The following is a 22,382-nucleotide window of genomic DNA, read 5'->3' as shown; positions in this document are numbered from 1 at the left end:
CCGCGCCGCACGCGGCCTGATCGGCGCGTCAGGCGGCGGGGTCCGGCTTCGCCGCGAGAGCGTTCGCGACGTGGCGAAGCTTGTCTGGATTGCGGGTGATGTAGATCGCGGTGATGCGGCCGTCTTCTATCGCCAGCGCCGTCGTCTGGAGAATGCCGCCTCGCTCGCGGCTGATGTAGCCGGGCAGCCCGTCGATCCAGACGGGTTCCAGCATCTCCGCCCAGCCTTCTCCCCATTTGCCCCGCACGGCGTCGTAGAGCCGCAGGAGGCGCTCCAGCCCCGTGATAGGGTTGATGAAGGCGAGAACCTTGCCGCCGCCGTCCGCGCGAAGAACGGCGTTCTCGGCGAGAAGCGTCCGCAGCGTCGCCGTGTCGCCGCTCGTCGAGGCCGCGAAGAACGCCCGCGCGATCCGCTCGCCTTCAACGCGTTCGACCGGAAAGCGCGGACGCGCAGCCTGTATGTTTCGTCGCGCGCGGACGGCGAGCTGGCGCACGGCCGCCGCTTCCCGGTGGAGCGTGTCCGCCACCTCGCCGAGCGGCACACCGAAAACGTCGTGAAGCAGGAACGCCGCCCGCTCCAAAGGCGACAAGCGCTCGAGCGCCATCATCAGCGTCAGTGTCAGGTCATCCTCCTCCAGGCTCTCCTCCTGGGTTTCGACCAGCGGTTCCGGAAGCCAGGCTCCGACATAGGTTTCCCGCCGTGCGCGGGCCGACTTCATCTCGTCGAGGCAAAGCCGGGTGACCACCCGGGCGAGAAATGGATACGGAGCGGAGACGCCGCTCCTGTCCGAGGCGACCCAACGCAACCATGCGTTCTGCACGACGTCTTCGGCTTCGCTGCGCGATCCGAGCATTCGATACGCAATGCGCAGGAGCCGCGGGCGATGCGTCTCGAAGATAGCCGTGGCGTTGTCTGCATGCAGCATATGCGTTTCCTCGACAGTGATTTAGGACACTTCGCTGATCCTGGCTACGGGCGGATTCTTCGCCCCGATATAGCACGGCGGTTCTAGGGGCGGTCGGGCGTCGTCAGCTCGGTGTCGTCCGTATCGACCACGAATACGGCAAGCAGCTTGGACGGCTGGACGTCACTCGCGTTCGCGCTCACGCCGTGATGGTCGCCCGGCATCTCGACGAAGCTCTCGCCGACATGGAAGACCTTCGCCGGACCATCATTGATCCGGCTGCGCACGGCGCCCGCGATCACAGTCGCCGTGATGAAGGCGGATGACGCGTGCGTGTGAGACGGCGAGGAGCCGCCCGGACCATATTCGACAAGCACGCCGCGCAGGCTCTTGCCGGGAACCGAAGGCAGCGGATGGTCGAAGATCATGGTGACGCGCGCTTCTCCCTTCGCGACATCGGCCGCCATGGCGGGGCTCGCAGAGAGGGCGAAGACGGCAAGGACGGGCGCCGGCAGGAATTTTTTCAACATTCTCAACATGGAAAGACCCTTTCTTGGTGGATGGAAGATACGCATAGGGTTCAGGCGCCGGCGAGCCAGCGCTCGAACCGGGTCGACCCCAGCCGCGCCGCCTCCAAATGCTCGGGAACAAGCGATCCCCGTTCGAGCGCCGCGCCGAAATAGCGGGCCGCGCTGTCGGCCAGGACCTCCCGATGGTCGCCATCGGCGGCGATGCGGCGGGCGACGAAGTCGCGGAACGGAAGGCGGTCGGGACCGGCGATCTCGATCGTGGCGTTCCGCGGTTCAGCGAGCGCGATGTCGGCGAGCGCTGCGGCCACATCGGCGGCGGCGATGGGCTGGAACTCGGCATCGGGCACGACGAGGCGGTCGCCGGCGACCGACGCTTGGGCGATGGTCGCGACGAACTCGAAGAACTGGGTGGCTCGCAGGATGGTGAAGGGGATTCCGGAACGTCTGATCAGCCGCTCCTGCGCAACCTTGGCCCGGAAGTAGCCATTGCCCTCCAGCCGGTCCGTGCCGACGATGGACAGCGCGACGTGATGCGTCACGCCAGCCTCGCCTTCGGCGGCGAGGAGGTTGCGGCCCGAGCGCTCGAAGAAGTCGAGCACCGCCGTGTCCTCGAACGAGGGCGAATTGGACACGTCAACCACCACGTCGGCTCCGGTCAGGGCGTCTGCGAGGCCTTCGCCTGTCAAGGCGTTCACCCCGCTGCTTGGGGAAGCCGCGATGGCCTCATGTCCCTTCTGCGAGAGCCGGGACGTCAGTTGTCGACCGATAAGGCCGCTTCCACCAATCACCACGATTTTCATCACAACGTCTCCTTGTTCAGGAACGGACGGCGCGGCTCCATGCCGCTTCCAAGCGCCCGTTCGAAAGCAAGACGAGGCGAGTTGGGACGATGTGACATTCACAGGAATAATTTGCGACTCGCATGTGAATTCGCCTCCGGCGCCGAGAGATCGGCGGAAGCGGGACGGCGATGACGCCGCCCCTGTTGTTGCAAAAGCTTCGACTAGGCCCTGGCCTTGACCGGAAGGCGAAAGGGGGCGCCGAGGCGGTTGAAGGCGTTCATGGCTGCTATGGTGATGGTGAGGTCCACAAGCTCCTTCGGCGAGAATGCCGCGCTTACGGCCGCATAGGCTTCGTCGGAGGCGTGCGTCTCGCTGACCAGCGTCACTTCCTCCGCCCATGCGAGGGCCGCACGGTACCGGTCGGGAAAGAGATGCGGCGCCTCGGCCCATACCGGAACCAGGACCACCTTTTCGATCGGCATGGTCTTGAGGAGGTCGCGCGTATGCAGATCGATGCAATGCGCGCAGCCGTTGATCTGCGACACCCGCAGGAAGATGAGGTGGATCAGTTCTTCGGGAAGATCGGCCCCCGTCATGATGTAATGGTGAACGCCATAGAGCGCTTTGGCGCCCTGAGGCGCCACTTCGTTCCAGACCAATCGCTTGCTTTCGCTCATGTCTCGTCCTCTTGCTCGAAACGCCGAAAATCGACGTTCGGAGCCATGACGAGCCGCGCCGCCTCTATGTGACATGCGGCGCAGTATTTCCGCTCGAAGGAGCTCAAATCCCGGCAAGCAATCAGGGGCTGGTCTCTATCTCGACCTTGTCCGGATAGAATGCGAGATGGCCGGCGATGGCGGCGACCGCATCATGCGGCGTCTCGTAGCTCCAAACGCCATTGCGCCCGTTCGCTCCGCTCGGCAGGTCGAAATAGGAGGCGTCACCCTTGTAGGGGCAGTGGGTGGCGTGGGTCGAGCGGGTGAGCAACGTCATGTCCGCATCCGCCCTCGGCACATACATGACGGCGGGATAGTTCGCTTCTTTGAGCGTCAGCGCCTCGCGGCTGTCGGCGACCACTTTATCGCCGCAACGGATCACGACCCGTCCCGCGAAAGGGGCCACGACAATCGGATGATTGGAGTCCGGGATCTTAAATGGCTTGCCAGTCATCGATTTTCTCCTCACTCTGGCTCATTGTCGTCTGACCACCATGCCAGATCATGGACCGTGGAGACAATGTCGGGTCGAGAAGGAAACTTCACCATGCGTGTGCTGGCAAACGCCTGTCTTACCATCATCCTGTCCCTCGGTCTCGCCACCGGTCAGGCGTTGTCGGTCAACGCCGCTTCGCCAGCAGCCGTGCAGGCTGACCATGGGATGGTCGTCAGTGCTCATAGGCTGGCCTCGGAGGTCGGGGTCGACATTCTGAAACGAGGGGGCAATGCGATCGATGCCGCCGTTGCCGTCGGCTATGCGCTCGCCGTCGTCTACCCCTCGGCCGGCAATATCGGCGGCGGTGGTTTCATGACCATTCGCCTGAAGGATGGCCAGACGCGCTTCCTCGACTTCCGCGAACGGGCGCCGCAGGCGGCCAGCAAGGATATGTATCTCGATTCCTCCGGCAATGTGGCGCCGGACAGATCAACGGCGGGTTATCTCGCCGTCGGCGTTCCCGGTTCCGTGCTCGGCCTCGAGACAGCGCTCGAGCGTTTCGGCACGCTCGAGCGCGCCGAGGTCATGGCTCCCGCCATCACGCTTGCGCGAGACGGCTTCGTCCTCGACGATGGCGACGCCGCTGTCTTCGCCGGGGGCGCGAAGAAGCTCGGGAAGGACGCCGAAGCGAGCCGCATCTTCCTGAAAGACGGCAAGCATTACGTGGCGGGCGATCGGCTGGCGCAATCGGATCTTGCCGATAGTCTGCAAGCCATCTCGAACCAGGGCGCGGACGCGTTCTACAAGGGGCCGATCGCCGACAAGATCGTCAAGGCGAGCGCCGCGAAGGGCGGCATTCTCGCGACGGCCGATTTCGCAGCCTACAAGGTGCGCGAAATGCAGCCGATCACCTGCCGCTATCGCGGATACGACATCATTTCCTCGCCGCCGCCGAGTTCGGGCGGCGTCATCCTGTGCGAGATTCTCAATATACTCGAGGGCTATCCGCTGTCCTATCTCGGGCCCGGCTCGGCGGAGACGGTGCATGTCATGGTGGAGGCGATGCGCTACGCCTATGCCGACCGCAACGCCGCGCTCGGTGACCCGGATTTCGTCGAGAACCCGGTGTCCACCCTGCTGGACAAGGCTTATGCGGCGAAGATCCGCGCAAAGATCGCGCCGTTTCGAGCCGGCAAGTCCGAGGCCGTCAAGCCGCTCGCCATGGCCGAGAGCCAAGAAACCACTCATTATTCGATCGTCGATGAACAGGGCAACGCCGTTTCGGTGACCTACACGCTGAACGGATCCTTCGGCGCGGGCGTCGTCGCAGACGGGACCGGCATCCTGCTCAACAACGAAATGGACGATTTCACCTCCAAACCCGGCGTCGCCAATCTCTATGGTCTCATCCAGGGCGAGGCGAACGCCATCGCGCCGGGGAAAACGCCGCTGTCGTCGATGAGCCCGACCATCGTGATCAAGGACGGCAAGCTCTTCATGGTCATCGGCAGCCCCGGAGGGGCGAGGATCATCACGATCACGCTCGAAACCATCCTCAACGTCATCGATCACGGCATGACGATCGGCGAGGCGATCGATGCGCCGCGAATCCATCACCAGTGGCTGCCGGACAAGGTGGTCATGGAGCCATTCGCCCTGTCGCGTGACACGCAGAAAATTCTCGCGGATATGGGCTACGACGTCGGCATCGATCCCAAATGGACCATCTGGGGGCAGGCGGCCGGTATCCTGTTGGGAGGGGACAGTCTCCGCTCGATCAAGTCTGGAGGCGGTGCCAGACTGAACGGCGCCATGGATGCGCGGTCGCTGACCGGCAGGGCGATCGGCTATTGAGCGGGCGAACGAGCGGCGATCCAATCCGAAACCCGGCCCGTTCTATTGGGAAAATTGCGTCGCTTCGCGCAGGTCGGCGCGCCGCGGGCGCTTGAGGAGACTGACGGTTCAGGGCGTCATGCCGAACGCCTCTGGCGACGCCCGAAGCCGGCCCGACCAATGTCCCCGTCCGCACTGTGGCGGCGTCCATCAGCCTGCTGATAACGGCTGCCGCCGGGCCGCGCCGACGGTTTCTTCCCGTCGACCGTCCCTGCGAAGAGGGGCCTCGACTTTGCCGACTTCAGCGCGCGTTAACTGAGGCTGCAACGGAACTCTATCTCCGTGACGGGCTTTAATGATGGCGTCATTCAACATCAAGGGAGCCTCCGGATGGCATTCATCGAAGCAAAAGATGGCACGAAACTGCACGTCAAGGACATGGGCGAAGGTCGCCCGGTCATCCTCATCCACGGCTGGCCGCTGACCGGCGATATGTTCGAGTACCAGACTGTCGCGCTCTTGGAAGCCGGTTTCCGCGTCATCACCTATGATCGCCGCGGCTTTGGCCAGTCCGGACATCCGGCGAGCGGGTATACCTACGACATTTTTGCCGACGACCTCGCCGCCGTCATCGATGGCCTTGACCTGCAAGGCGTCAGCCTTGTCGGCTTTTCCATGGGTGGCGGCGAGATAGCCCGCTATCTCTCTCGCCATGGCGCGTCGAAAATATCGAAAGCCGTGCTTGTGGCGTCGGTCGCCGGCTATCTTCTCAAGGACGAGACCAATCCCGACGGCGTCGACGGCAGCGTCTTCGAGGGCATGAAGGCGGATATTCGCAAGGACCGGTTCGCCTTTCTGCAGAGCTTTGCCAAGACGTTCTACGGCGTCGGCTTGGTGACCAGCCCGGTCAGCCAAGGCGTGCTGGACTGGTCCTTCGTCCTCGGCGTGATGGCGAGCCCGAAGGCGACGATCGATTGCGTCGACGCGTTCGGCAAGACCGACTTCCGGCCGGATTTCGCGGCGTTTACAATTCCGACGCTCGTCATCCATGGCACCGGCGACAAGACTGTGCCGATCGATCCGACGGGCCGGGCCGCCGCAAACGGGATCGCCGGGGCGAGGCTCGTCGAGTATGACGGGGAACCTCACGGCCTGTTTGCAACCGCGCCCGATCGCCTGAATCAGGACCTGATCGAGTTTCTCGCCTGATCACAGGGGTGGGCGCACCGCTGGATGCGCCCGCCCCATATCGCCAGTCTGACGCCATTTTTGATCCGTCAACGCGGCAATTTGGCCAAGCCCTTGGCCAGGATGGGGCCGGTCGGACGCCCGGTCGGCGATCCCCCCGATTGTTCGAGCGTGATCTCGTAGAGCTGGTTGTCACGCGGGGTGGGCAATGCCGGCCCATCGAGGCGAGCCGAACGAACGCCCTCAAGCAATCCCAGCGACACGGGTCCCATGTCTCGCGAGGGAAGCGTCCAAACCTCCATGGTCTTATCGTTCGGCACTGCGAAGTCCGCCAGCAGGCGGACGGTCGCCCGCTCATCGCCGAAGTCCTCGATCACCGCCTGGACCTCCCCAGCCTCATTGAGCAAAACGGCGACGACGATTGGATCGGCCGTACGACTGATGCTGTAGCCGAGACCGATGGCCAGCAACAATGCGGCCGCGGTCGATGAAAGCGCTGCTATCTTCCAGCCCTTGCTGGAATTGTCATTCGCGACGGTGGAAACAGGCGGTCCGCTCGTCCCTTGCTGCGCGGGCAGCGCAGATTCGATGCGAGTCCATAGACTGTCGTTGACGCTGGCCGGCGTAACGGTCGTGTCCAGCGGCAGGAAACGCTCACGGCTCAGGGCGATCGCCGCCTTCAGTTCCGGATCGCGTTCCATGGCGTTTTCGATTTCCCGAGCGGTGGCGCTTTCGGCGAGGCCCAACACATATTCATCAGCGAGGTCTGCCAGGTCCTTCCGGTCATAGGTCATGCCATGCACTCCCGAAGCGTCGTAAGCCCGCGCCTGATCCAGGATTTCGCAGTCCCAAGCGGAATGCGCAATCTGCCCGCGATCTCCCCGTGGGAATATCCTCCAACATAGGCCATCAGAATGCCGTTCCGCTTCGTCTCATCAAGCGATCCGAGGCATTCGTGGAGACGGGATCGTTGGTCCAGGCGCCGCCACGCAGCCATGATCGCCTCCGCATGCTCGGCTTCCTGAAGCGTTTCGACGTCTTCGACCACATGTTCACGCTTGCCGTCCCGCAGCAAATTGAGCGCCCTGTTTCGGACAATCGCGTAAATCCATCCGCGCGCGGAGCCGTGATCGGCGTTGTATTGATATGCGTGGGTCCATATTCGGATAAAGGCTTCCTGCACCACCTCTTCGGCAAGGTCGCGGCGCCTGACGATACGCTGCGCCACGGCGACCAGCCGCCCGGCCTCCTGATCGAAAATACGTCGCAGCGCCAGACGGTCGCCCTTCGCGCAGGCGGCGAGCGCCTGATCCAGATCATCCGGCCCTGAGCCCATCGATATGCTTACCTTCCCTGACGCCACAGTTGAACATCGTCAATTCTCGGAAACTATACCCGTCCAGCCATCCGATGGATGCATCCCGGAAATTATTTTTACAGCCTGCATCCATTCGCGGGCTCTGCGGTGTCTCGATGATGAAGGGTCACGAGCCGAGCGCCTGACGCCTTCTCAAATGTTGAACGCACGGGAGAATGACATGAAGACCATCCGTTTCGCCCTGATCGCCTCCGCCGCCTTTGCCGCTACGGTGTCGACGGCCTTTGCGGCACCCGTTCTCGGGCTGACCGGCGACAAGACACTCGTCATGTTCGATACCGAAAAGCCTGTGGTGACTAAAACCATGGAAGTCGTCGGCGTCGACAAGCTCGTCGGCATCGATTACCGGCCCGGCAACAACACGGTGATCGGCGTCACCCCGGACCACCGCATCGTAACCATCGATCTGGAAAGCGGCGCTGCCACAGATCTCGCAAAGATGGACAAAATGCTGACGCTGACGGAGGCTCCGGTCGTGGTGGATTTCAACCCGATGGCGGATCGTCTTCGCTTCATGACCGGCGTCACCAACCACCGCGTCCATCCGGATACCGGCGCAGTGACGGTGGACGGCGCGCTCGCCTTCGAAGATGGCGACATGCACAAGGGCGAGACACCGAACATCGTGGCGGCCGCCTATATCAACTCCATCGGCAAACCGGAAAAGACCGCGATGTACAACATCGACGCGACCATCGGCGCTCTCATCCAGCAGACCAAACCAAATGACGGCTCCCTGAAGGCAATCGGCAAGCTCGGACTTGCGGACAAACCAGCCGCCTACGCCTTCGACATCCAGGGCAGGGAAGGCGGCGAGAACACCGCCTATCTCGCTGCGAACAAGATGCTCTACACCGTCGATCTTGAAACAGGCGCCGCCACCGAAGTCGGCGCCATCACCGGCGCGGACAGCGACGTCCGCGACATGGCTGTTCTTCCCGCCATGTGACGAGAAGGAAGGTGGACGCAGGCAGGTCGCCGGGACCTGCCTGCGTCCGATCTACAGTGTAAATATTCGCTTGGCGCGCTTATCGGCCATTCAAGCTGCCCTGCCGCATCCCCCAACGCGACCGTTCCTCCGAAATTGCCGCATATTGGTGATGGGGAGGCCGATGGAAGGTCCGCTTGACGGGGGATATGTCACGCGATCTGGCGCCGACATCCGGCGCGGCCCACAGTTCGCTCAAAACTTAGCCAATCGGCAAAGTTTTTCTTGCGTTCGTTGCTGATCCTGATAACTTAGCAACATGGCTAAGCATGATCCCGCTCTTTCGCTGTTGTTCCACGCGCTCGCAGACCCGACGCGTCGATCGATCGTGACGACGCTCGCCGAGGGACCGGTCAGCGTGACCGATCTCGCCGGACCGACCGGGCTGCGGCTGCCGACCGTGATGCGGCACTTGTCGGTGCTGGAGGAGGCCGGGCTGATCACCACGGCGAAGGATGGACGGGTTCGCACCTGCGCCATCGTGCCCGAGGCTCTTGGCCCCGCCCGAACATGGCTCGATCGGCAACAAGCGCTTTGGGAAGCGCGGCTGGATCGGCTGGACTTGATTGTGATGCAGACATTGAAAGAGCGTGAGAATGACTGAGAATATGGAAAGCGCATCGGATCGCACCTTGGTGCTGCAGCGGATCATCGAGGCGCCGCGATCCGTCGTCTGGGGCGTGTGGGTGAACCCGGACACGCTGCCTTTGTGGTGGGGACCGGAAGGATTTTCCTGCCGAACAAGCAGGATCGACCTGCGCAGTGGCGGTGAATGGGTCTTCGACATGATCGCGCCGGATGGAACGGTTTTCCCAAACCACCATCTTTACCACGAGGTGCAGCCCGAAGAGCGGATAGTCTATGCGCTTCTTTGGGGCGAGAACGGGCCAAAGCACGCCGACGCCGTCGTGACGATGGAGGAACAAGATGGCGCAACCAGGGTGACGCTGACGATGGTCTTCAGCACCGCCGCGGAATATCAGGCCGCCAAGGGCTTTGGAGCGGAAGAACTCGGGCAGCAAACGCTGGCCAAACTGGAACGGTTCGCGGCCTCGCGCTGAAGCCTATGGCTCGGATGTCTCACATGAGAGGGTCGGAGCAGGTCCGCCCAATTCGAAGGGGGGTCCGCCCGCTGCGGCGGAGGCCGGCCTGATCTCGCGCCGGCGGCCTGCGCGTCCCCGTCCGTCGAAAACCATGCTATCGGTCTTTGCCGGCCAGCAAGTCGTCGAGTTGGTTCAGCTGCTCCGGCAATGCGGCAGCCGAACCTTCGAGCGCGTCATCGAGCGCTTCCTTGGACGGATAGACTTCGTGATACGTCAGGAGCGTCTTTCCGTCCCGATCCTCGAACGTCACGGTGGTGACCGCGCCGTCCTCGCCTTCGTCGTTGGTCCAGACGATGCGCTCGTTGGGCGCGACATCGAGATATTTGCCGTAGAAGGCCATGGTTTCCGAACCTTCGGCGCCGAACTCCAGCCGATATTTGCCGCCGGTGCGGACATCCATCTCGCATGAGGCCAGCGAAATGCCGGGGATGGATTTGGGCGCCCACCAGCGCCGGAAGAGTTCAGGCCGGCTCCACGCCTTGTAAACGGCGCTCGGCGGCGCATTGAACGTCCGGGTCACAACGAGTTCGCGATCCCCTCTGCGTTCGATCGTCGTCTGGTTCTGCGCATCGACGCCACTGAGTGTGCTGTCATTCATCGCTTCCCTCCCGTTCCATTTCACTGAGAAGATCGTCCAACGCCTCGAAGCGGGCCTCGAAGAGCTTGCGACGCGCCGCGATCCAATCGGCCTCCGCATTGAGCCCGTGTTTTCCGAGCTTGCAGGTTCTGACGCGCCCGACCTTCTCCGTCACGACGAGCCCCGCGCGCTCGAGTACCTGCACATGCTTCTTCATGCCGGTCGGCGTCATCTGGAACTCGTCGGCGAGACGGGTGATCGACGCGTCGCCCCGCCCAAGCTGATCGATTATCCCACGCCGGGTGGCGTCCGACAGCGCCGCGAATGAGCGATCGAGCCGATCTTTCGAATGCTGAACCATATGGTTCAGTGTAGGGCCTGTGCGCTAAGGATGCAAGCGCCGTGAGCATTGCTGGCGGAGGGCGGCTATTGGAGATGGTTCATCCCTGCGCATGCCGGCAATACTCTTCCTGCGGCGTCATCAATTTTGCCGCCAATTTCCGGGCCTGCGGCGACACAGGGACTTTTTGGCGAAAAGCTCTCCGTCTTTACGGCTGGTTCTTCGTTCACTTCCGGCTGCTGGCGCTTTCGCCGTATCCTGAAGCGTTTACTTTATTGAGGCGGAGACAGAGGTGTTGAGCCCGGATGGAGGCTGGCGTCAAAAAAATATCACTAAAAACAAAGTTGTAATGCTGAATGTTGGAGCGGGGCGTGGCGCTTTGTCTGGACGTGCAAGATTTCAATTCCCTCAGCGAAACTTTATTCCCAAACACGCGATCTATTGTGATCTCTATAAATACAGGGCTTGACTGAGTATCCTATTAGAACTGACACTTCGCGTCAGTTAAGCCCCGTTCAAGACGTCGATTTCCAGCATCAAAGAGCTAGGCCCGATCTTGTATTTCAACACGCCGCTTGCCCGTTTCCTGGGGATGTTACTGCTGATTTGCAGCGTCTGCGTCGCCGTTTTTTACGAGGCGCTACGGCAGCCCTTCACTGCGATCGAGATACGCGTCGATGCAATAGACAACCGGGTCCTTGCACGGATAGACGGACAGGATCATGTCCTTTTGGCATTCACCAACCCGGCTCAGCCGGTTGATGAACCGGGCGGAGGGGAGGGGCTCAGAGTCGCAGCGATAGATTTTGTCGAAGAGCCGGACATGTTGCCGAGCTATGCGGCGCTGAATGAATTCTTCGACCAGCAGGCGCGCATCCGCAGGCTTCTGGACCTGCCGGAAATCGGCGCCGTGGTGGTCGACGGCTCCAACGGCGATGATAGCCCTCGTGTTGTTGTCACGCCGGTTGTTGAGGGACGCAGCTTTCAAACCTTGCCGGCGGCGTTCTGGACCCAGATGGCGGCTGGGTTCTTGACGTGTGGCATTGCGGCCTTCTTCCTCGCCCTCCGCCCAAACTATCCGCCGATTCTCGCCTTTGCCACGACGGGCATAGGAGTGGCGGGCGCGGCGTTTTCAGCAGCCCTCTACAGCACGCGCCATTTGGCGATGGAAGCGCCGACATTCATCGGGCTTTCCCTGGTCAATCAAGCGTCTACTTATCTCTTTGGCATCGCGACCATCTATCTTTTCTCCATATATCCGGCATCCGTCATCGCCCCCAAGCGGCTTTGGCCGGCGCCGCTATTGACCCTCTCCGCCTTCATATTTTACCGCCTGCAATGGGCGCCGCATGATCTCGTGACCACGCAGGTGGTGATCCTCGTCATGCTCGTGGTCATCATCGCTCTGGTCGCCGCCCAGTATCGCGCCACGCGCGGCGATCCTGCCGGCCGTGCGGTTCTGCTATGGCTCGGATTATCGGTCGTTTTCGGCGCTGGCGCGTTCGCAATGTTCGTCGCTTTGCCGGCTGCGCTCGGCTTGGACGTCATCATGACGCAGAGTACAGGCTTTATTCCGCTGGCGGCCATCTATGTCGGCACGGCGCTCGGCATTGCCAGATTCCGTCTTTTCGATCTCGGTCGCTGGGCCTACCGGATTCTGCTCTATGGTCTCACGCTCACTTTGCTATTCGCTTGCGATGCCGCCCTGGTGATGATTCTCCGCCTTTCGCCATCGGTATCGCTGGCGATCGCCGCAGCCGTTACGGGTATCGCCTATCTGCCGATACGCGATCTTCTTCTTCAGAGGCTTTTCCGCAGCGATACGCCGGATATAGCCACCCTTTACCGCCAGACGGTCGCCGTCGGCTTGCAGCCGACAGCAACCGCGCGCGCCTCTGCGTGGATGGCGATGCTGGATGATACTTTTCAGCCCATCCATATCGAAGCGAGCGCGTCGGATGAAAAGCCTGAGGCTTTCGGTCTGCGCAGGGAAGGTGAACAGCTTGTTTTGCAAGCGCTCGCCGATATTCCTGCGATGCGACTCTCCTTTGCAGGCCGTGGTCGACGGCTTTTCAACCGGGGGGATGTCGCGCTGGCCGGCGAGCTCTCGAGCCTTGTCGAGACGACCATCGCCAATCGCGCCGCCTATGAGCGTGGGGCGCTGGAGGAACGGCAGCGCATCGCGCGCGACTTGCACGATGAGGTCGGCGCATCGCTCCTCTCCGGCCTTCATGCGGCGACGCCGGAGCGCCGACACGAATGCATCGTCGATGCGCTGTCGGACGTTCGACAGATCGCCAGCGGCCTGGCCGGCCGCGACATTACCCTCGCCGGTCTCATTGCCCAGATGCGCCATGAAAGCCGCACTCGCATCGAGGCGCATGGTTGCGATTTGTCCTGGCCGCTCGATGCGGCTGCGGATGAAAGCGACATCATCCTGCCCTATCATCTGCACCGCAACCTATACGCAATCCATCGTGAAGCGATTAGCAATGCGCTGGCTCATGGTGCGCGGGGGACCATCGGGATCAGCTCCCGGCTTCGAGAGGGCCGCCTGGATCACGAAATCACCAATCCATGCGAACCGCGCCATGACGGAGGCTCGGACGCCGGTCCGGCGACGTTGCGCCGAATGGGGTCTTCCAACATGCGCGCCCGCGCCGACCAGATTGGAGGGGATCTGGCGATAGAGCGGCGTGACGCCTGCTACATTCTGCGGCTGTCGTTCAAGGTCGCAAAGGAAACGGCATGATCAGGAAAGACGATCCGTCAGAGCGCTCCGTCCTTGTGGTCGAAGACAATCAGGAAGTTCGTGCAGGAATATGCGCGGCGCTGCCTGCGGCTTTCGCTGGCATGGACTGCACGGGCGTGGCGACCGTCGCGGAGGCGCGCCACCTTCTGTTCACGCGTCAGGCGCAGGGCCGCGGTTTCGATCTTGCCCTCATAGATATAGGTCTTTCCGATGGCAGCGGCGTCGACGTGATCCGATTGATCGCAGATCAGATGCCGGACACCTTTCCCATCGTCATCACGATCTTCGACAATGACCGAACGCTGTTTGACGCACTTGCGGCCGGCGCGAGAGGTTATATCCTCAAAAGCGCGACGATGAGCGGCCTGATCAACCAGCTGAAGCGTATCGACGAAGGCGAACCACCGCTTTCGCCGCAGATGGCGCATCGCATGATGGCGCATTTCCGCCGTTTCCCGCAGCCCTCGCTTCAGGAGGCTGTCGGGAACGCCGAGGCGCTTACGCAGCGCGAGCAGGAGGTGCTGACCCTTCTGGGTAAAGGCCTCACGGCACAGGATATCGCCGTCGCGCTTTCAATCACCCGCAACACCTGCACGACCCACATCAAGGCCATCTATCGCAAGCTCAGCATATCCAGCCGAGCCGAAGCCGCCTTGGAAGCGGACAGACGAGGTCTGCTCTAGGCTGCCGCCCATCTTCAATTTTTTGGTTTTCCTCACCCGTTCGAGTGATTGTTCGCCTGGCGACGCTTTGCGACTGTTCCCGCGATTCCGGCGTCTTTTCGATCGGCCGGACAATGAGACGGGGAGGATTGGTGGTTCGCGAAGAATTTCCAGTTCGATCGGCGGGCCGTTCGCGTGGCGATTGTCGTCATCCGATCGCCTGGCGCCTCCCGAATGAGACCAGATTTCTTTTTCGTTCGGCGGCAGGCTGCCGTTGCGCGCATCACTTTAATCGGAGAGCAGCATGGCGATCATTACCGGCACGATCAAGGGCGATAAACTGACGGGAACCGACGAACTCTATGACCAGATCGGCGGCCTTGATGGAAACGATACGATCGATGGACGTCATGGATTGGACTATATCGACGGCGGTTCGGGCAAAGACAAGATTACTGGATCGTTCCAGAACGATACGATCGGCAGCGGCGATGACGACGACACGATCGATGGCGATAGCGGCAACGATATCCTGACGGGCGGCCGCGGCAAGGATGTGGTGCGCGCAGGCAGCGGCATGGACATCATCTATATTGGATCTGCGGCGGACGGAGCCGGGGATGTGGTCGATGGCGGCTCCGGCGTCGACCGGCTTTCTATCGACTATTCGACCTTCACATCGGCCCTCAACATAAAGATCGGCGACTGGATCTCCTTGGCGACGCTTGCCGGCGGCATCAAAGTGCGAAATGTCGAGTCTTTCCGGTTGATCGGAACGTCTAAAAACGACGTCGTTACCGGCGGAAACTACAATGACGAGCTTTCCGGCGGGCTTGGAGCAGACAGGCTGACCGGCGGTCGTGGGAATGACATGCTGAGCGGCGACGCGGGTGACGACACACTGCGCAGCGGATACGGCGCCGATGTGCTGATCGGCGGAGAAGGCAAGGACCTGCTCTACGGTGACGCGGGCGTCGACCAGCTCTCCGGCGGCGACGGCAATGACAAGCTTTTTGGCGGCGTGGACAGCGATACATTGTCGGGAGATGCCGGAGACGACACCCTCGATGGCGATACCGGCAATGACCGGCTGTATGGGGGAGCCGGTCGCGACAAACTCTCCGGAGGAGCCGGCGATGATGAACTCGACGGCGGCGATGGAAACGATACGCTGCAGGGCGGCGCCGGCAATGACACCTACAATCATGCGATCGGCCAGGGCAAAGACGTCATCGTCGACAGCGCTGGAAGCGACCGGCTCGTTCTGACGAACTTCACCGGTAACTTTACGGCGGCTCCCCCCAGCGTCTCGAAGACATTGTCCGACGGCGCGACGTTTAAGGGAATAGACCATTACACGATCTATGTTGCCTCCGGCGCCAACCAGATCAAGACCGGCGACGGCAACGATGTCGTCTACAGCTATGACGGCAATGACGTGCTCGAGGGCGGCGGCGGCGACGACGTGCTCAACGCCGGAAACGGCATGGACGTAGCCGAGGGGGGCGCAGGCAATGATGCGCTCACATTCGGCGAAGGCGGCGAGGACCGAGGCGATGGCGGTGCGGGTCTCGATCGACTGGATATCTTGCGGCAGGCTGTGACGACGGCGCAAACCTTCAATATTTCCGGAACGACGGGAACGCTTTCAGACGGCAGCGTCTTCAAGAATTTTGAAATCTTCTCCGTGGCTTTCGGCAACGGCAATGACGTCGTGCAGTCGACCGGAAGCGCGCAGGCGGTTTTCTTTTACGGCAATGGCGGCAACGACACCCTGCTCGGCTCGAACGGCCATGATCGTCTTGCCGGCGGCGATGGCGAAGACACGCTGGAGGGCGGCGGGGGCGACGATGACCTCAATGGCGGTGTCGGAGACGACACAATCGACGGCGGCAATGGCAATGACAGGATTGTCGACGACGGCGGCAAGAACAGCATCAATGCCGGCGAAGGGAACGATAGCGTCCATCTTCAGACTTTCTCGACCGCCGCGATGGACAACGCCGTGGATCTCGGCGCGGGTGACGACAGCTTTACGGTTTATGTCAGCTCTACCGACAAGGTGCTCGCCGACGGCGCAGCAGGCAACGACATGGCTGTTGTCAGGTTTGCCGGCGCGACCAAGAACCTGACCTTCACGCTTTCGGCAGATTCCTCCGTCGGCAACGCCTCTGTTCGCCTGAAGGGGTTCGAGCGAGTGGATATGACGGGCGGCGCCGGGGCCGACAGCTTTACTGGCGGCAAGCTGGACGACCGTTTTTCCGGTGGCGCCGGGAAGGATAGCCTGAAGGGCGCCGCCGGCAGCGACTTCCTGGTGGGTGATGAGGGTTCAGACACGATTTCGGGCGGAGACGGTGACGACACGATCTATGGCGACAGCTATTTCTTCAACAATGACAGGGACTTGATTAACGGTGATACGGGCAATGACACAATTTTCGCGAGCCTCGGCGACACGGTGGACGGGGGCGCCGGAAGCGACTATCTGACTGTGCTGCTCAGCAACCAGACGAAAGACTTCACCTACACCTTCGCAAAGACGGTCAAGCTGGATGCGGTCACCACCTATAAGAACTTCGAGGCGTTCGCCTATCTCGGCAGCCAGGGCAAGGATGTCGTGACCGGCGGCGGGCTTGACGACTTTATCGATGGAGGGTTTGGCAACGATCGGCTGAATGGCGGCAAGGGCAATGACAGACTTGCCGACGGCAGCGGCTCCGACAAAGTCTATGGCGGTGACGGCAATGATCTCCTCCAGCGCACCGATAGCAATCCCGCCAAGGACCTTTTCGACGGCGGCGCTGGCAACGATACGATGACGTTTGCGGCAAGCCTGCTTTCCGTGGTCGTCGATCTCGAAAATCAGAGAAAGAATTCGGGCTCCGCCAAGGGCGTCGAAATCAAGAATGTAGAGACGATCGTCGGCTCCTTCGTCGACGACGATATTCGGGGGAACGCCAAGGCCAACGCGTTGGACGGCGGCGGCGGTGACGACGTGCTGCAGGGTCGAGGAGGCAGCGACACGCTTATCGGCGGCGGCGGCGACGATTGGCTGACCGGCGGTGCTGGGGGCGACAAGTTCGTCTTCAACTATGATAGCCGCAGCGGTGAGGGGGACGTGATCACGGACTTCGTCCGCGGCGCGGACAAAATGGTCATCGACGGCTATTCGTTTGCATTGGTTGACAAGAAGATCAACCTCGTCACCGGCGCGGCGCCGGTTGCGACGAATGACAAAGCAGTATTCCTGTTCGAAAATGACAATGGTCGATTGTGGTTTGATGCAGACGGCAAGGGAGACTATGCCGATCCCGTGCTGATTGCGACCTTGCAAAACATCACCAAACTCTCGGCTGCCGACTTCAGCATTTTGTAGGTGCGCCGCTTCGCAGCTTTGGATCAAGGTCACGGCAGGGATCAGGCTTTGCCGTGACCGTATATGCAACTGGCCCAAACAAGTTTCTTGCCGGCGGTTGAGCCCTACGCGGTGTTGTCAGGCCAAAGCCTTGGCCTCCGGCGTCTCGGCATAGGCTCATGGCAACAGGTCATCGATCCGGCTGTTGGGATGGTCAGTGACGATCTTGGGGATCACGTCCGCCAGATAGGCCGTCGGCGCGACGCCGTTGAGCTTCGCCGTTTCAATCAATGATGCGATTGTCGCCCAATGCTCGGCTCCGGCGTCGGAGCCGGCCAACAACGCATTTTTTCGATTGAGGGCGATCGGCCTGATGGAACGTTCGACGGTGTTGGAGGCGATCTCGACGCGGCCGTCATTGATGAAACGCGTCAGCCCGTCCCAGCGCGACAGCGTGTAGCGAATGGCTTCGGCGAGTTTGGTCGTCTGGCTGATAAGAGCGAGTTGCTCGGTGAGCCATGGCGCGAGGTTGTCAGCGATCGGGCGGCTCTCGGCCTGCCGCACATCGCGGCGTTCCTCATGGGGTCTGCGGATATTGTCCTCGATCCTCTAGAGTTCGGCGATGGGCCTGAGCGCTTCGCTGGCGATCGGTGCGCGACCTGCAGCGGCGAGCTCGAGGAAGCGCCATTGCTTTGACCGAATCGTCAGCCACCGGGTCGATGCACCCTGGATATAGGCCTCTTGAACAACTGCCGTCAGCGCTCTTGATCAACAAGCAAGCGCAGGTTCATCATCTCGTCGGTCATCGGTGGTGTCTTTCAGGTTGGTTCTCGGCAACCCGACCCTCCCGGACATCACCGATGGCGGTGAAACCCAGCTACACCACTCGGTGGGACGCGATCAGCGTATCGGAAGCTTCGACTTGCAGATGCAGGAGGATTGGGCGGCGAACTGCATGATGCCAAGACCTGGTTTACATTGGGCATGCTCAGGTTCCCTTTTGCGGGTTTGCCGGGACCGACCGCCTGACGTGCTCGCAAGGGTGATCGGTTCAACCGCCTTTGGGTACAAAACCCACGCCAAAACCGAACAGTCGCCCAATCTTCTCTAACGTCTCCAATGTTGGATTTCCCGCACCAGCTTCAATCTCCGCAACTTGGCGCCTCGTAAGCGACAGCGTCCTGGCAAACTCGTCCTGTGTCATGCCGAACCCTTTACGGATATCCGCGACGGCTCCAGGCAGTCTTAGATCGCCGGTTCGAGCACGCTCCGCCAGCGTCCTGCGGTTTTCAATGATCTCCTCTTTCGTCGGCTTCTTCCACCTAGCCATCTAGCGGTCCTTCACCATCATTGACACGTCCCCAGAACGCTGTCCGCTATCGCGAGACAGCGTCCCATAGCAGGGTCCAGAATCTCCGAAGTCGCTCCCATATCCTTCGCCATGGCCGGAGCCCGGCGCAGTTTTTCGGCAAACATGACAAGCCCAGCTGCAAGCGCTTTCTGCTCGACTGGATCAGGCATCAGTTCGCCGCAAATGCGCTTCCAGTCGGGGAGATGATCGCGACCGCCGTCACGCATCATGGCCCAGCGGGTGGAACGAACGATTCCTTCCTTCGCGAGCCGCATTGGCGCGAAATCAAAGAGCGGAGAGAGGCGGATCGCGCCGTCCTGATGCTTGCTGAGTGCAGAATTCCGGCCGTGATTGTCGGGATTGCCGAGCGCCAGATTGGCGATGTCGCGCTTCAGGTATTCGACAATGTCCGAGAACGGATCGGCCGAATACTGGCGCAGTAGATCGATATACGCCTCATGCGTGCCGACATGGCCGAAATCGGCGACGCCGATCGTGGACACCAGGCTTTCCTGTCCTAACCGGACGGTTCCGCCGCCTTCTTTCTTCTTCCGATCGAAACGAGGAATGATCAGCACGCCTTCCGCATAGGTCGATGGTTCGCTGACATTCAGACCGATCTCTCGAGCGATCAGCGAATAGAGGGCTTCGCCTTCGAGGATGAGGCGATCCACAGGCTCGTTGCTGCGGACCAGCTTGACGATGACATGGCGCACGGCCTCATCATCGCTCACGAAGCTGTCGGGGTAATAGAGCCCGTCATTCGCCTGCGTCATCGAGACTTTCGGCCATTCCCCTTGCAGGCCGCTTGAGCCGGAGGCGAGCATTCCAAAACGATCGGCGACTTCCATGAAGCGATCCGACCGCTCAAGGATTTCCGCCTCTGTCACTCCCTGGCGCTCGACACCGCGCAGCCGCTCCGCTTCGGCGTCCGCCGCTTCTTTGATCCGAATATTGCCTATGCCGCCCGTCGCCGATCGGAGAAGCAGCGGCAGATCGGAAGCCCGCGAGCTTTCAGCAAGGCTGAGATGCTCGGCAAGCTTTCGCCTCGCATGCCCCTGAGGCATCAGATCCAAGAGGAAGGGCGGCCAGCTGCGGCTATATCGATTTTCGAGATCGACGGGATAGCGGACGGATAAGGCGCGATGGTCCCGGACCGTTTTTCCAGCAGAAAACTCCGCCGATGCCACGGTGACGAAATAGTCGAGATCGTAATCGACGAACGACGCGCCCCGGAAGCCGGACGCGTCGTCCTCGAGTCCCAGTGTCGCGGCGTGATGCCACTCACCGTCAAAATGGGTTTGGAGTGTCAGGCGCATTAATTGACCCTTTTAATGGTTCAAATAATGCATTTTTCGAAATTATTCAACCCATCAAAGTGGGTTGAATAATTGCCATCAGCATGGACTGCTACCGAAACGGCCATGAAAGCTTCTACTGCGGCTGACCATCTTCCGGCCACACAACGCACCGCCGCCGGCGAACACAAAGCGCGACAGGCTGAGCACTGGCGTTATCCAAGTTTCGGAGCCGCTGTTTGCGTCGAACAGGCTGAGCGAAGCGGCTCGCCGATCATGAAGCGCTTGGTAGGCGAGACAGATTGAGTGGTGGGCCCGGAGGGACTCGAACCCCCAACCAAGCGGTTATGAGCCGCCGGCTCTAACCATTGAGCTACAGGCCCGTGCCGGATAGTCTCGGCGGTGCAATGGTCTTGCCTTGATCGCTGCGTCTAGCCGAATTTTTCCGGCGGGGCAAGCGGCGTCTCAATAGTTGCACAATCGTGGCGCAGGCAGGAGTGGTTTCGATAAAACGGAGGAAACATGCCGCGTCTTTCCATGAAAATTCTCAGCGTCGCCGCGCTCGGCGCGCTCAGCGTCGCGGCCGCCTTGCCGGCCGTCGCCGTCGCGCAGGACGCCGTCGCCGCCAGGCCGGCCATTTCGGTGAGCGGCGAGGCCACGGCGGCGCTCGTCCCGGATATGGCGCTCGTCAATCTCGCGGTGGTCCGCACGGAGGCCACGGCGCGGGCTGCGCTGGACGGCTCCAACAAGGCGATGGCGGATGTGCTCGACGCGATGAAGAAGGCCGGCGTGTCGGAGAGGGATCTGCAGACCTCCGGCTTCTTCATCCAGCCGCAATACGACTATTCCGGCGAGAACAACGGCGGCCCGCCCAAGCTGATGGGCTATCAAGTCGGCAATACTCTGACGGTGCGGCTGCGCGACCTGTCCAAACTCGGCGTCCTGCTCGACACGGCCGTGACGCTCGGGGTCAATCAGGGCGGCGATATCCGCTTCCTCAACGACAAGCCGGAAGCCGCCATCGACAAGGCGCGCGCCGAGGCCGTGCGCGACGCGCTCGCCAAGGCGAAGATCCTGGCCGAGGCGGCGGGAGTGGGCCTGGGCGAGGTGCTGGAAATCGCCGACAACGCCGCCGTCTCCGAACCCGTCCCCATGGCGCGCATGGCCATGGCCGCCAAGGAAAGCGCCGACGCCGTGCCGGTGGCCGCCGGCGAAAACACCTATCGCGCCAGCGTGTCGGTGAAGATCGCGATCAAGCCGAAGCCCTGATCCGGCTCGCCTGCCGACGCCGTCCCGGCTCTGCGCCGGGACGGCGTGTCGCCGCGACGCCTCGGGGATCATGCCTGCTTCGGCGGTCTTTCCAAAATCGAAAGGCCCTCCCGGGCGAGAGCCTGGGAGGGCCTGAAGCGACTTTCACGCAGATGACAGGATGAATGCGTAAAAGCCGATCCGTGTCGTCGCCGCAGGGGCGTGTCAGGCGCGCGGGCAACCGCGCACATTGGCGAAAACCATCTTCGCCCAGGCGCCGCGAATCTTGCCGTTCACGACCACGCGGTTGGGGCCGACCTTGGCGACATAGGCGCGGTTGAGGCCGCTGTTGTAGGCTTTCTGCAAAGCGAGGTTCTGCGAGCAGCGCCCATATCCGGGCTTCACCACCACGACGGGCGCGGGGCGCACGACGATCGGAGCGGGACGAACCACGATCGGAGCAGGGCGGACGACCACGACGGGCGCCGGGCGCACGATCACCGGCGGACGGTAATGGCGGGGACCGCCGATACGCACATCGACATCGACGCCGCCGGCATTGGCCTGGCCCGCGGCGCCCAATGCGCCGAGTGCGAGTGTGACGGCAAGCGCCGCTTTGGTGATGAAGCTGGTCATTGATGCTCTCCTTGGTCCACTACTCGGATTCCGATGTCCTTGCCGAGCGTTGAGACGACCTTATCTCCGGCTCTCTGAACGGATATGGAATTCACCGTTCAGTTATCGTTCAGGATGATGAAGAAGGCGTTTACGTTTTGTTGAACATGTTCCCGTCGCCCCGCGGGCGAGAAAATGATCCGCGGGCGCGTTGACATGGGGCATGGGGAATGTTTCAGCTTCCAGACGGTGTCGACGCGCGAAGCGGCGCCCGGGAGCGGAGGATGAGCGGCGAGCGTGCACGATCACCGCGCTTGACTGTGGCG

20 protein-coding genes, 1 tRNA gene and 2 pseudogenes are annotated in these 22,382 nt (G+C 61.7%); 9 read left to right on the top strand and 14 right to left on the bottom strand.

Annotation, left to right across the window (positions count from 1 at the left end; genetic code table 11):
* Positions 1-28 precede the first annotated feature (28 nt).
* The 5 genes from OCK01_RS03855 to OCK01_RS03835 form a co-directional block, all read right to left on the bottom strand.
* On the bottom strand, positions 29-925 hold the full coding sequence (locus OCK01_RS03855) for a sigma-70 family RNA polymerase sigma factor (protein WP_263822766.1): 897 nt from the start codon (positions 923-925) through the stop codon (positions 29-31).
* Between the two features lie 83 nt (positions 926-1,008).
* Positions 1,009-1,434 carry a cupin domain-containing protein gene (locus OCK01_RS03850; protein ID WP_263823150.1) on the bottom strand — a complete coding sequence of 142 codons (426 nt, stop codon included), beginning with the start codon at positions 1,432-1,434 and terminating at the stop codon, positions 1,009-1,011.
* 50 nt (positions 1,435-1,484) lie between these two features.
* A complete protein-coding gene (locus tag OCK01_RS03845) occupies positions 1,485-2,234 on the bottom strand; it encodes an SDR family oxidoreductase (protein ID WP_263822765.1) in 750 nt (249 codons plus the stop codon).
* 203 nt (positions 2,235-2,437) lie between these two features.
* A complete protein-coding gene (locus OCK01_RS03840) occupies positions 2,438-2,893 on the bottom strand; it encodes a carboxymuconolactone decarboxylase family protein (RefSeq protein WP_263822764.1) in 456 nt (151 codons plus the stop codon).
* Between the two features lie 121 nt (positions 2,894-3,014).
* Positions 3,015-3,386, bottom strand: coding sequence for a DUF427 domain-containing protein (locus OCK01_RS03835; protein WP_263822763.1), 372 nt, complete (start codon positions 3,384-3,386; stop codon positions 3,015-3,017).
* A 93-nt stretch (positions 3,387-3,479) separates the two neighbouring features.
* Here OCK01_RS03835 and ggt point away from each other — a divergent pair, with 93 nt between their 5' ends.
* Both ggt and OCK01_RS03825 read left to right on the top strand, forming a co-directional pair.
* Positions 3,480-5,222, top strand: a complete 1,743-nt coding sequence (ggt, locus tag OCK01_RS03830) for a gamma-glutamyltransferase (protein ID WP_263822762.1) — start codon at positions 3,480-3,482, stop codon at positions 5,220-5,222.
* A gap of 369 nt (positions 5,223-5,591) precedes the next feature.
* Complete coding sequence (locus tag OCK01_RS03825) at positions 5,592-6,410, top strand: alpha/beta fold hydrolase (RefSeq protein ID WP_263822761.1); 819 nt, start codon at positions 5,592-5,594, stop codon at positions 6,408-6,410.
* A 68-nt stretch (positions 6,411-6,478) separates the two neighbouring features.
* Here OCK01_RS03825 and OCK01_RS03820 read toward each other — a convergent pair whose 3' ends face one another.
* On the bottom strand, positions 6,479-7,183 hold the full coding sequence (locus OCK01_RS03820; RefSeq protein ID WP_263822760.1) for an anti-sigma factor domain-containing protein: 705 nt from the start codon (positions 7,181-7,183) through the stop codon (positions 6,479-6,481).
* The gene (locus tag OCK01_RS03815; RefSeq protein ID WP_263822759.1) at positions 7,180-7,725 is read right to left on the bottom strand and encodes a sigma-70 family RNA polymerase sigma factor; all 546 of its coding nucleotides are present in this window, start codon (positions 7,723-7,725) and stop codon (positions 7,180-7,182) included. The genes OCK01_RS03820 and OCK01_RS03815 overlap by 4 nt, the downstream gene beginning before the upstream one ends.
* 202 nt (positions 7,726-7,927) lie before the next feature.
* Here OCK01_RS03815 and OCK01_RS03810 point away from each other — a divergent pair, with 202 nt between their 5' ends.
* The 3 genes and pseudogenes from OCK01_RS03810 to OCK01_RS03800 form a co-directional block, all read left to right on the top strand.
* On the top strand, positions 7,928-8,716 hold the full coding sequence (locus OCK01_RS03810) for a DUF4394 domain-containing protein (RefSeq protein WP_263822758.1): 789 nt from the start codon (positions 7,928-7,930) through the stop codon (positions 8,714-8,716).
* A 298-nt stretch (positions 8,717-9,014) separates the two neighbouring features.
* Complete coding sequence (locus OCK01_RS03805; protein ID WP_263822757.1) at positions 9,015-9,359, top strand: ArsR/SmtB family transcription factor; 345 nt, start codon at positions 9,015-9,017, stop codon at positions 9,357-9,359.
* 16 nt (positions 9,360-9,375) lie between these two features.
* Positions 9,376-9,816: pseudogene (locus tag OCK01_RS03800) on the top strand (SRPBCC family protein); the annotation flags it as partial.
* 136 nt (positions 9,817-9,952) lie between these two features.
* On the opposite strand, the gene OCK01_RS03795 reads toward OCK01_RS03800, so the two are convergent.
* Positions 9,953-10,456, bottom strand: coding sequence for an SRPBCC family protein (locus OCK01_RS03795; RefSeq protein ID WP_263822756.1), 504 nt, complete (start codon positions 10,454-10,456; stop codon positions 9,953-9,955).
* Entirely contained in the window at positions 10,449-10,796 is a 348-nt protein-coding gene (locus tag OCK01_RS03790) for an ArsR/SmtB family transcription factor (protein ID WP_263822755.1), read from the bottom strand. The genes OCK01_RS03795 and OCK01_RS03790 overlap by 8 nt, the downstream gene beginning before the upstream one ends.
* Positions 10,797-11,331: 535 nt before the next feature.
* On the opposite strand from OCK01_RS03790, the gene OCK01_RS03785 reads away from it, so the two are divergent.
* The 3 genes from OCK01_RS03785 (at position 11,332) to OCK01_RS03775 (ending at position 17,565) form a co-directional block, all read left to right on the top strand.
* Positions 11,332-13,527, top strand: a complete 2,196-nt coding sequence (locus OCK01_RS03785) for a histidine kinase (RefSeq protein WP_263822754.1) — start codon at positions 11,332-11,334, stop codon at positions 13,525-13,527.
* Positions 13,524-14,210 (top strand): response regulator transcription factor, encoded by a 687-nt coding sequence (locus OCK01_RS03780; RefSeq protein WP_263822753.1) that lies wholly within the window; start codon positions 13,524-13,526, stop codon positions 14,208-14,210. Before OCK01_RS03785 ends, OCK01_RS03780 begins: the two co-directional genes overlap by 4 nt.
* A gap of 283 nt (positions 14,211-14,493) precedes the next feature.
* Positions 14,494-17,565 carry a calcium-binding protein gene (locus OCK01_RS03775; protein WP_263822752.1) on the top strand — a complete coding sequence of 1,024 codons (3,072 nt, stop codon included), beginning with the start codon at positions 14,494-14,496 and terminating at the stop codon, positions 17,563-17,565.
* A gap of 156 nt (positions 17,566-17,721) precedes the next feature.
* Here the strand turns inward: OCK01_RS03775 and OCK01_RS03770 are convergent.
* From OCK01_RS03770 to OCK01_RS03755, 4 genes and pseudogenes are all read right to left on the bottom strand, one after another.
* A pseudogene (locus OCK01_RS03770) lies at positions 17,722-18,228 on the bottom strand (IS66 family transposase); the annotation flags it as partial.
* A 367-nt stretch (positions 18,229-18,595) separates the two neighbouring features.
* Complete coding sequence (locus OCK01_RS03765; RefSeq protein WP_263822751.1) at positions 18,596-18,874, bottom strand: helix-turn-helix transcriptional regulator; 279 nt, start codon at positions 18,872-18,874, stop codon at positions 18,596-18,598.
* 17 nt (positions 18,875-18,891) lie between these two features.
* On the bottom strand, positions 18,892-19,746 hold the full coding sequence (locus OCK01_RS03760) for a type II toxin-antitoxin system HipA family toxin (RefSeq protein ID WP_263822750.1): 855 nt from the start codon (positions 19,744-19,746) through the stop codon (positions 18,892-18,894).
* Positions 19,747-20,500: 754 nt separating this feature from the next.
* Positions 20,501-20,576, bottom strand: a tRNA-Ile gene (locus OCK01_RS03755).
* Between the two features lie 139 nt (positions 20,577-20,715).
* On the opposite strand from OCK01_RS03755, the gene OCK01_RS03750 reads away from it, so the two are divergent.
* Positions 20,716-21,462, top strand: a complete 747-nt coding sequence (locus tag OCK01_RS03750; RefSeq protein ID WP_263822749.1) for an SIMPL domain-containing protein — start codon at positions 20,716-20,718, stop codon at positions 21,460-21,462.
* Between the two features lie 204 nt (positions 21,463-21,666).
* Here the strand turns inward: OCK01_RS03750 and OCK01_RS03745 are convergent, their stop codons facing one another.
* Positions 21,667-22,077 carry a hypothetical protein gene (locus OCK01_RS03745; RefSeq protein ID WP_182828927.1) on the bottom strand — a complete coding sequence of 137 codons (411 nt, stop codon included), beginning with the start codon at positions 22,075-22,077 and terminating at the stop codon, positions 21,667-21,669.
* Positions 22,078-22,382 lie beyond the last annotated feature (305 nt).

It is taken from the genome of Rhizobium sp. TRM95796 (genome assembly GCF_025779995.1).
GTDB lineage: Bacteria > Pseudomonadota > Alphaproteobacteria > Rhizobiales > Rhizobiaceae > Rhizobium_E.
The sequence above is the reverse complement of the archived record's forward strand: the minus strand, read 5'-3'. Positions and strand labels throughout refer to the sequence as shown.